Annotated in this window: 10 protein-coding genes; all 10 read left to right on the top strand. The window is 71.5% G+C overall.

Annotation, left to right across the window (positions count from 1 at the left end; all coding sequences use genetic code 11):
- Positions 1-687 (top strand): class I SAM-dependent methyltransferase (locus G5C51_RS37210; protein WP_165244523.1); only part of this gene is annotated, 687 nt, incomplete at its 5' end.
- A gap of 9 nt (positions 688-696) precedes the next feature.
- Positions 697-1,314 carry a TetR/AcrR family transcriptional regulator gene (locus tag G5C51_RS37205; RefSeq protein ID WP_165244521.1) on the top strand — a complete coding sequence of 206 codons (618 nt, stop codon included), beginning with the start codon at positions 697-699 and terminating at the stop codon, positions 1,312-1,314.
- A 68-nt stretch (positions 1,315-1,382) separates the two neighbouring features.
- Positions 1,383-2,255: an alpha/beta fold hydrolase gene (locus G5C51_RS37200; protein WP_165244519.1), complete on the top strand. Its 873-nt coding sequence runs from the start codon at positions 1,383-1,385 to the stop codon at positions 2,253-2,255.
- A 147-nt stretch (positions 2,256-2,402) separates the two neighbouring features.
- Positions 2,403-2,762, top strand: a complete 360-nt coding sequence (locus G5C51_RS37195) for an ArsR/SmtB family transcription factor (RefSeq protein ID WP_165244517.1) — start codon at positions 2,403-2,405, stop codon at positions 2,760-2,762.
- A gap of 20 nt (positions 2,763-2,782) precedes the next feature.
- Positions 2,783-3,025, top strand: coding sequence for a YwqI/YxiC family protein (locus G5C51_RS37190; RefSeq protein WP_165244525.1), 243 nt, complete (start codon positions 2,783-2,785; stop codon positions 3,023-3,025).
- A gap of 125 nt (positions 3,026-3,150) precedes the next feature.
- Positions 3,151-5,286: an MMPL family transporter gene (locus tag G5C51_RS37185; protein WP_165244515.1), complete on the top strand. Its 2,136-nt coding sequence runs from the start codon at positions 3,151-3,153 to the stop codon at positions 5,284-5,286.
- A 147-nt stretch (positions 5,287-5,433) separates the two neighbouring features.
- On the top strand, positions 5,434-6,207 hold the full coding sequence (locus G5C51_RS43445) for an ABC transporter ATP-binding protein (RefSeq protein WP_165244513.1): 774 nt from the start codon (positions 5,434-5,436) through the stop codon (positions 6,205-6,207).
- The gene (locus tag G5C51_RS37175) at positions 6,204-6,941 is read left to right on the top strand and encodes an ABC transporter permease (RefSeq protein ID WP_165244511.1); all 738 of its coding nucleotides are present in this window, start codon (positions 6,204-6,206) and stop codon (positions 6,939-6,941) included. The genes G5C51_RS43445 and G5C51_RS37175 overlap by 4 nt, the downstream gene beginning before the upstream one ends.
- A gap of 57 nt (positions 6,942-6,998) precedes the next feature.
- Positions 6,999-7,823: a pyrroline-5-carboxylate reductase gene (gene proC, locus G5C51_RS37170; RefSeq protein WP_165244510.1), complete on the top strand. Its 825-nt coding sequence runs from the start codon at positions 6,999-7,001 to the stop codon at positions 7,821-7,823.
- Positions 7,820-8,485, top strand: a complete 666-nt coding sequence (locus G5C51_RS37165) for a response regulator (RefSeq protein WP_165244508.1) — start codon at positions 7,820-7,822, stop codon at positions 8,483-8,485. Before proC ends, G5C51_RS37165 begins: the two co-directional genes overlap by 4 nt.
- The last annotated feature ends 50 nt before the right edge of the window (positions 8,486-8,535 follow it).

Genomic DNA, 8,535 nt, shown 5'->3' with positions numbered 1-8,535 from the left:
GCCCTCTTCGACGCCCTCGAAGACCTCACCGGCCGCCCCCTCACCACCACCGCCGCCCTCGACTGCGGCGCCGGCACCGGCATCGCCACCCGCCTGCTCACCGACCGCGGCGCCCGCGTCACCGCCCTGGAGCCCGGCCTCGGCATGGCCGCCCGCCTGCATACGAACCTTCCCCACCTGCCCCTCGTCCAGGGCGACGGCAACACCCTCCCGTTCGCCGACGCCTCCTTCGACCTCGTCACGTACGCCCAGGCCTTCCACTGGACCGACCCCGGCCGCTCCGTCCCCGAAGCCATGCGCGTGCTGCGCCCCGGCGGCGCCCTCGCCCTGTGGTGGAACCAGCAGGACAGCGGCGAGCCGTGGATCCAGGAACAGGAGAAGCGCCTCAGCCTCCGCCAGCGCGAGATGATCACGAAGGAGGGCGCGCAGGAGCTCCTCGCCGGATACGGCCTGGAGCCGGTCCTCCGTAATCTCTCCTGGTCCCGCCGCGTCACCATCGACGATCACCTGCGCAACATCGGCAGCCACTCCCACTTCATCGTCATGGGCGACGAGGCCGCCAGGGTGCTGGCGGCCGAGCGCGACGCCCTGCTGGAGCGCTTCCCCGACGGCGAGCTCACCGAGCACTACGTCTGCGCCCTGATCCTCGCCCGCCGCCCCGCGGACCCCGCCGCCGAGCCGCGATAGCTTCGGGCCATGACGGATGCGCGGCCCGCCGGCTACCGGCGTTCGACCGGGTCGCCGCGCGGCGAGGCGCGGCGGCGGGAGCTGCTGGAAGCGGTCACCGACGACCTGGCGGCCAACGGCCTCGCCGGCTTCTCGCTGCGCCGCGCCGCCCGCGCCGCCGGCACCACCCACAAGGTGCTGCTCTACCACTTCGACGGCGCCGAGGACCTGCTGCGGCAGGCCGTGCAGCAGCTGCGCGCCCGCCGTATCGGCAAGGGAATGGCGGCCGCGGCCGAGGTGAGCGCCGGCCGCCCGCTGGCCGAGCGGGTACGGGCGCTGTGGCCGGTGCTGACCGGCACCGAAGCGATGGTGCTGCATCAGGCGATGGGGCTGGCGATGTACGACCCGGACCGCTACGCGGAGCTCGCCCGCGGCGCCACCACGCAGTACCTGCCCGGGCTGATGTCGCTCTGCCCGGAGGACTGGACCGAGCGGCGCAAGGCCGAGGTCGCCGGGATGATCCTGGCGACCCTGCGCGGCTTCCTCCTGCACAGCCTGCTCGGCGGCGACGCCCCGGACAGCTCCGTGGACGCCGGGTTCGACGCGCTGGCCCGCGCGCTCGACCGGGAAGAGGCCGCGGCCGAGTAGCGCGGGGGGTGGTGGTCTTGTGAACCGCCTGGTTCACTCCTTCCATAATGGAGGGAGGCGGATCGCCGATGAACGAATCTCACCGGATCGAACTCTCCGCCGGAACCATCGAATACGCGGACACCGCTGGCGACGGCCCCGTCGTCGTCCTGCTGCACGGCCTGCTGATGGACGCCACGCTCTGGGACGGGACCGTCGCCGCACTCGCCACCGGCCACCGCTGCGTGGTGCCGACGCTCCCGATGGGCGCGCACCTGCACCCGATGCCCGCCGACGCCGACCTGTCCCTGCCGGGCCTCGCCCGGCTCGTGGCCGAATTCCTCGAACGCCTCGACCTGCGCGACGTCACGCTGGCCGGGAACGACACCGGCGGTGCCCTGGTGCAGCTGCTCATGGCCGACAAGCGCGACTCCGAGCGCCTCGGCCGGGTGGTGCTGGTGTCCTGCGAGGCGTTCGACAATCTGCCGCCGGGGCTGACCGGGCGGACGGTGGTACGGGCCGGGCGGCTGCCCGCCCGGCTGTTCGGGCTGTTCATGCGGCAGCTGCGGCTGCGGCCGCTGCGTCGGCTGCCGTTCACCTTCGGGTGGCTGACCAAGCGGGGGGACGCGACCGTCGCGGGCTGGGTGCGCCCGGTCACCACCCGGCCGGACATCGCCCGCGATGCCGTACGGCTGCTCCGGGCCATCGCCGCCGACACCGGCCTCCTCGTCGCCACGGCGGAGCGGCTGTCCGGCTTCGACCGCCCCGCGCTGGTGGTGTGGGCCGCGGGGGACCGGGTGATGCCGCCGGAGCACGGGCGCCGGCTCGCGGAGCTGCTGCCGCAGGGGCGGCTGGCCGAGGTGGCGGACAGCCACACGCTCGTACCGCTGGACCAGCCGGCCCGGCTCGCGGAGCTGATCAGCGAGTTCGCCGCCGAGCCCGAAGCGCCCGACGCGCGCTGACCCCGGGCGTGAAAGCTGTCTCAGGGACAACCCTGACGCCCGCCAGGGTCGCCCCCCACTCTCCCCCGACATGTGTCAGCATGCTTTGACAGGTGCGGAGGGCAGGTGTCAGCTTTGACTTACACACCCAAGAGAGAGGGGTCGCCGATGACTCCGGACGGGGACGAGCTGCTGAAGGTCTTCGCGGCCCTCGGCAACCCGCACCGGATGCGGATCATCGCGGCGCTCTCCGAGGGACGGAACTACGTCAGCAAGCTCGCCAGAGACCTGCAGATGAGCCGCCCGCTGCTGCACATGCACCTGCAGAAGCTGGAGGCCGCGGGTCTGGTGGCCGGCTCGCTGGAGCTGTCCGAGGACGGCAAGGCCATGAAGTACTTCGAGGTCACGCCGTTCGCGTACGAGATCACGCCCGAGGCCGTCGCACACGCGGTCCGGACGCTCACCGACGGCGTCACCGAAGCCGACGCCAAAGCTGACACCAAGAGCGTGGAAGAGGTCACGAAGTGAACGAGGATGTAGCGGGGATCATGGTCGGCGCTGTGGGTGCGGCGGGCTTCTTCGCCCTGCTGATCGTCCTCGTCTGGCAGGTCGCGGCCACCTGGCGGGCCAAGATGCTGGCCAGCCGCGAGGAGCAGTACAAGCAGATGACGCTGAAGTACCAGCAGCTGCTCGAGGACAACCTCGAGCTGCACCGGCGCAGCCTCGACGAGCTGTCCGAGACCCGGCGCACCGTCTCCTCCGTGGAGAAGATGATGCGCGAGATCGAGTAAGCACCACAGCTCACACACCCCGCAACACACCAGCACCCCGGCCCGGTCGCCAAACCTCATAGGCCGGGGTGACGGCTGCGTACGCCCGAAAAACGAGCGATCACACACCCCAAGGAGAACACCCCATGTCCAGCCGGATCAAGCGGCTGCCCGCCGCCCCCGGCGGCAGGCGTGCCAAGTGGCTAGTCCTCGCCGCCTGGGTCATCCTCGCGCTCGCGCTCGGCCCGCTCGCCGGAAAGCTCGGCGATGTGGAGGAGTCCGGCGCGAACGCGTTCCTGCCCGGCAACGCCGAGTCGGCGAAGGTCAATACGGAGCTGGAGAAGTTCCGCGACGACCCGGTGATGCCCGCCGTCGCCGTATACACCGCGTCCGAAGGGAAGATGACGGACGCAGGGCGTGCGAAGGCCGCCGCGGACGCCAAGGCCTTCGCCGAATACACCGCCAAGGGCGAGCAGGTCTCGCAGCCGATCCCGTCCGACGACGGCAGGGCGCTGATGACCATCGTCCCGCTTGACACCGCGGATTCCGCGAAGACCGAGCTCGGCGACGCCGTCGAGGGCGTCCGCGACATCGCCGACGCCAACGCTCCGCCCGGCGTCGACGTGGAGGTCGGCGGCGCCGCCGGCTCCCTCATGGACTCGGTCGAGGTCTTCGACTCCCTCGACTCCACGCTGCTGATCGCCACCGCGGCGGTCGTCACCCTGCTGCTGCTGATCACCTACCGCAGCCCGATCCTGTGGATCTTCCCGCTGCTGTCCGTGGCCTTCGCCGCGGTCCTCACCCAGGCGAGCACGTATCTCCTCGCCAAGTACGCGGGCCTGCCGGTCGATCCGCAGTCCGCGGGCATCCTGATGGTGCTCGTCTTCGGCGTCGGTACGGACTATGCGCTGCTGCTCATCGCCCGCTACCGGGAGGAGCTGCACGGGCACGAGGACCGCCACGAGGCGATGCGGATCGCGCTGCGGCGCACCTTCCCGGCGGTCTTCGCCTCCGCCGCCACCATCGCGGTCGGCCTGTCCTGCCTCGCGCTCGCGGACATCAACTCCTCGCGCTCGCTCGGACTTGTCGGCGCGGTGGGTGCGGTCTGCGCCTTCCTGGCGCTGGTGACGGTGCTGCCGGCGCTGCTGGTGATCGCGGGCCGGTGGGTCTTCTGGCCTTTCGTGCCCCGTTACGGCACCCCCGCCCACAAGCACCGCACCGTGTGGTCCCGTATCGGCGCCGCGGTCGCCGCCCGGCCGCGCTGGTCCTGGATGATGTCGGCCGCCGTGACGGCTGTGCTCGCACTCGGTGCCGTAGGCCTCAACATGGGCCTGTCCCAGGCCGAGATGTACCAGGACAAGCCCGAGTCGGTGGTCGCGCAGGAGCGGATCTCGGACCACTACCCGTCCGGCGCCTCCGATCCGGCGAAGATCGTGCTGACGGCCGGCCACGAGGACGCGGTCAAGGCCGCCGCCGCGGACACCCGGGGCGTGGCGGACGTGCGGGACGGGGAGCGTACCGGCGGACTCGCGACGCTCGAGGTCGTCCTCAAGGACGCGCCGGACTCCGAGGCGGCGAAGGACACGGTCGACGCGCTCCGTACGAACGTCCACGAGGTCGAGGGCGCGGACGCGCTCGTCGGCGGGACGACGGCCCAGACCCTCGATACCCAACGGGCCGCGGACCGCGACCTGAAGGTGGTCGTCCCGGTGGTCCTCGGCGTCGTCTTCCTGGTGCTGATCGGCCTGCTGCGGGCGCTCGTCGCGCCGGTGCTGCTGCTGTCGACGGTGGTGCTGTCGAACCTCGCGGCGCTCGGCGCCTCGTACTTCCTCTTCACCCACGTCTTCGACTTCGCGGCGGTGGACTGGTCGATTCCGCTGATGGGCTTCGTCTTCCTGACGGCGCTCGGCATCGACTACAACATCTTCCTGATGACGCGGGTCCGCGAGGAGGTCGAGAAGCAGGGCCACGCCCGCGGCGTGCTGGCGGGCCTGACCTCCACCGGCGGCGTGATCACGAGCGCGGGCATCGTCCTCGCCGCGACCTTCGCGGTCTTCGCGGGGCTGCCGCTGGTGACGATGGCGCAGATGGGCGTGCTGGTGGGTGTCGGCGTGCTGCTGGACACCTTCCTCGTACGGACCGTGCTGGTGCCGGCGCTGGCGCTGGACCTGGGCCGGTGGACGTGGTGGCCGGGGGCGCTGTTCCGGCGGGCGGAGCCGGCGGCCGCCGGTGAGTACGCCGAGGACGGCTTCCCGGCGCGGCATCCGGAGCGGGTCGGCTGAGAGCGGTCGGCTGAGGCCGGCCGGCTGGGGCACAGCCGGCTGGGGCACAGCCGGCTGGGACAAAAGGGGCACCTTCGGGTGCCCCTTTTGCATGCCCTCCCACCTGCGCCGCTTGACGCGAGGCCGCCGTCGCGGGATATTCAACGCATGATGAATTTGTCTGACGAGCCCGCCATCCGGGCCCGGGGGCTGCGCGTCATCCGCGGCAGCCGCCAGGTCCTGGACGGCCTCGACTTCGATGTCCCACGCGGTCAGATCACCGGCCTGCTGGGCCCGAGCGGCTGCGGAAAATCCACCCTCATGCGCGCCGTGGTCGGCACCCAGGCCAAGGTCACCGGCGACCTGACCGTCTTCGGCGAACCGGCCGGCAGCGCCCCGCTGCGCTCCCGCATCGGCTACGTCACCCAGGCCGCCTCGGTCTACCGCGACCTCACCGCCCGGCAGAACCTCGAGTACTTCGCCGCGATCCTCGGCATCCCGCGGAAGGAGGCCCGTACGCAGGTCGAACAGGCCCTCGCGGACGTCGACCTGACCGACCACGCGGAGGCCCTCACGGCCAACCTCTCCGGCGGCCAGCTCAGCCGGGTGTCCCTGGCGGTGGCGCTGCTCGGCGCCCCCGAGCTGCTGGTCCTCGACGAGCCCACGGTCGGCCTCGACCCGGTGCTGCGCCGCGACCTGTGGAATCTCTTCCACCGCATCGCCTCCGAACGCGAGGCCGCCATCCTCGTCTCCTCCCACGTCATGGACGAGGCCGAGCGCTGCCACCGGCTGCTGCTGATGCGCTCAGGACGGATCATCGCCGACGACGACCCGGACGCGCTGCGCGTACGGATGGGCACGGCGACGGTCGAGGAGGCCTTCCTCAAGATCGTCGACGCCGAGAAGGCCGCAGAAATCGAGAAGGGGTCAGCAGTCCAGTGAACGCAACCCGCACCCTCGCCACGACCGCCCGCGTGCTGCGCCAACTGCGCCACGATCCGCGCTCGATCGCGATGATGCTCTTCGTCCCGGCCGTCATGCTGGTGCTGCTCTACTGGGTCTTCGACGGCAAGGAGCAGCAGTTCAACTCCACCGGCGCCTCGCTGCTCGGCATCTTCCCGCTGATCACGATGTTCCTGGTGACCTCGATCGCGACCCTGCGCGAACGCACGAGCGGCACCCTGGAACGCCTCCTGGCCATGCCCCTCGGCAAGGCCGACTTCATCGCGGGCTACGCCCTGGCCTTCGCGATCCTGGCCATCGTCCAGGCCGCGCTGGCCACGGGGCTGGCGGTCTGGGCCCTGGACATGTCGGTGGCGGGCTCCCCCTGGCTCCTCCTGGTCGTGGCCCTCCTGGACGCCCTGCTGGGCACGGCCCTCGGCCTCTTCGTCTCGGCCTTCGCCACATCGGAATTCCAGGCCGTCCAGTTCATGCCGCTGGTAGTCCTCCCCCAACTCCTCCTCTGCGGCCTCTTCGCCGCCCGCGACACGATGCAGCCGGTCCTGGAAGCCATCTCGAACGTGCTCCCCATGTCGTACGCGGTGGACGCCATGAACGAGGTCCTCCGCCACACGGACGTCACGGGCACCTTCATCCGCGACTGCGCCATCGTCGCGGGCGTAGCCCTCCTGGTCCTGGCCCTGGGCGCAGCGACCCTCCGCCGCCGGACGGCATAGCCCCGATGCCGCCCAGCCTGTGGACGGCCGCGCCGTTCGCCGTCCCCATTTGCGAGGATGGGCGGCATGTCGTCGCAGAAAGTCGCCGTCCTCGGCGCAGGGAAGATCGGTGAGGCGCTGCTCTCGGGCATGATCCGGGCCGGGTGGTCGCCGTCGGACCTCATGGTTACGGCGCGGCGCCCGGGTCGCGGTGAGGCGCTGCGGGAGCGGTACGGGGTGGAGCCGGTGTCCAATGCCGACGCCGCCAAGCGCGCCGACACCCTGATCCTCACGGTCAAGCCGCAGGACATGGGCACGCTGCTCGACGAGCTCGCGCCGCACGTCCCCGCCGACCGCCTGGTGATCAGCGCGGCGGCGGGCGTGCCCACGTCGTTCTTCGAGGAGCGGCTGCCGGACAACACCCCGGTGGTGCGGGTCATGCCGAACACCCCGGTCCTGGTGGACGAGGGCATGTGCGTGATCTCGGCCGGCAGCCACGCGGGCGACGCCCACCTGGCCCGTACCGAAGAGATCTTCCAGCCGGTCGGCAAGACCCTCCGGGTCCCGGAGTCCCAGCAGGACGCGGCCACCGCCCTCTCCGGCTCAGGACCCGCCTACTTCTACTTCCTCGTCGAAGCGATGACCGACGCCGGCATCCTCCTCGGCCTCCCCCGCGAAAAGGCCCACGACCTCATCGTCCAGGCCGCCATCGGCGCCGCCACGATGCTCCGCGACAGCGGCGAACACCCGGTGAAGCTCCGCGAGGCGGTCACCTCCCCGGCAGGCACCACGATCAACGCCATCCGCGAACTCGAGAACCACGGCGTCCGCGCCGCCCTCATCGCCGCCATCGAAGCGGCAAGGGACCGCAGCCGCGAGCTGGGCTCGGGCTCCGGCAAGTGATCCGGGTACTCCTCGCCGACGACGAGGGCATGGTGCGCGCCGGCGTGCGCGCGATTCTCGCCGCGGCCGATGACATCGAGGTGGTGGCGGAGGCCGGCGACGGCCGCGAGGCCCTGCAACTCGCCCGCGCCCACCGCCCCGACGTCGCCCTCCTCGACATCCGCATGCCCGTTCTCGACGGCCTCGCCGCCGCCGCCGAGTTCCGCACCGCGGCGCCCGACACCGCCGTCGTGATGCTGACGACCTTCTCCGAGGACGAGTACATCTCCGGCGCCCTCGACAGCGGCGCCGCCGGCTTCCTGCTCAAGTCCGGCGACCCGTACGAGCTGATGGCCGCCATCCGCGCCGCCCACGCCGGCGCGTCCTTCCTCTCGCCGCGCATCGCCCACCGCGTCATCCAGCGCCTCAGCGGCGGCCAGATGACGCGGCAGGCCGCCGCCAAGGACCGCATCACCGCCCTCACTCCACGCGAGCGCGACGTCCTCGCCCTGGTCGGCGCCGGCTTGTCCAACGCCGAGATCGGCGAGCGCCTCTACCTCGTGGAGGGCACGGTCAAGGCCTACGTCAGCGCCGTCCTCACCCGCCTAGAGGTCAAGAACCGCGTCCAGGCCGCGATCATCGCGTACGAGGCGGGCCTGGTGGAGGAAGCACAGGGAAGCTGAGCGGGGAAGCCGAGGTGCCACCCCCCTCACACATCCCGCCGCCCCAACAC

The organism is Streptomyces coryli, assembly GCF_011044975.1.
GTDB classification, from domain to species: domain Bacteria; phylum Actinomycetota; class Actinomycetes; order Streptomycetales; family Streptomycetaceae; genus Streptomyces; species Streptomyces coryli.
Note: the sequence above shows the minus strand (reverse complement) of the source record. Positions and strands in the feature narration are given on the sequence as shown.

Excerpts from the sequence above, each read along its gene's own strand:
- G5C51_RS37205 (WP_165244521.1), top strand. The coding sequence starts at position 697 with ATGACGGATGCGCGGCCCGCCGGCTACCGGCGTTCGACCGGGTCGCCG.
- G5C51_RS37200 (WP_165244519.1), top strand. The coding sequence starts at position 1,383 with ATGAACGAATCTCACCGGATCGAACTCTCCGCCGGAACCATCGAATAC.
- G5C51_RS37195 (WP_165244517.1), top strand. The coding sequence starts at position 2,403 with ATGACTCCGGACGGGGACGAGCTGCTGAAGGTCTTCGCGGCCCTCGGC.
- G5C51_RS37190 (WP_165244525.1), top strand. The coding sequence starts at position 2,783 with ATGGTCGGCGCTGTGGGTGCGGCGGGCTTCTTCGCCCTGCTGATCGTC.
- G5C51_RS37185 (WP_165244515.1), top strand. The coding sequence starts at position 3,151 with ATGTCCAGCCGGATCAAGCGGCTGCCCGCCGCCCCCGGCGGCAGGCGT.
- G5C51_RS43445 (WP_165244513.1), top strand. The coding sequence starts at position 5,434 with ATGATGAATTTGTCTGACGAGCCCGCCATCCGGGCCCGGGGGCTGCGC.
- proC (WP_165244510.1), top strand. The coding sequence starts at position 6,999 with ATGGGCGGCATGTCGTCGCAGAAAGTCGCCGTCCTCGGCGCAGGGAAG.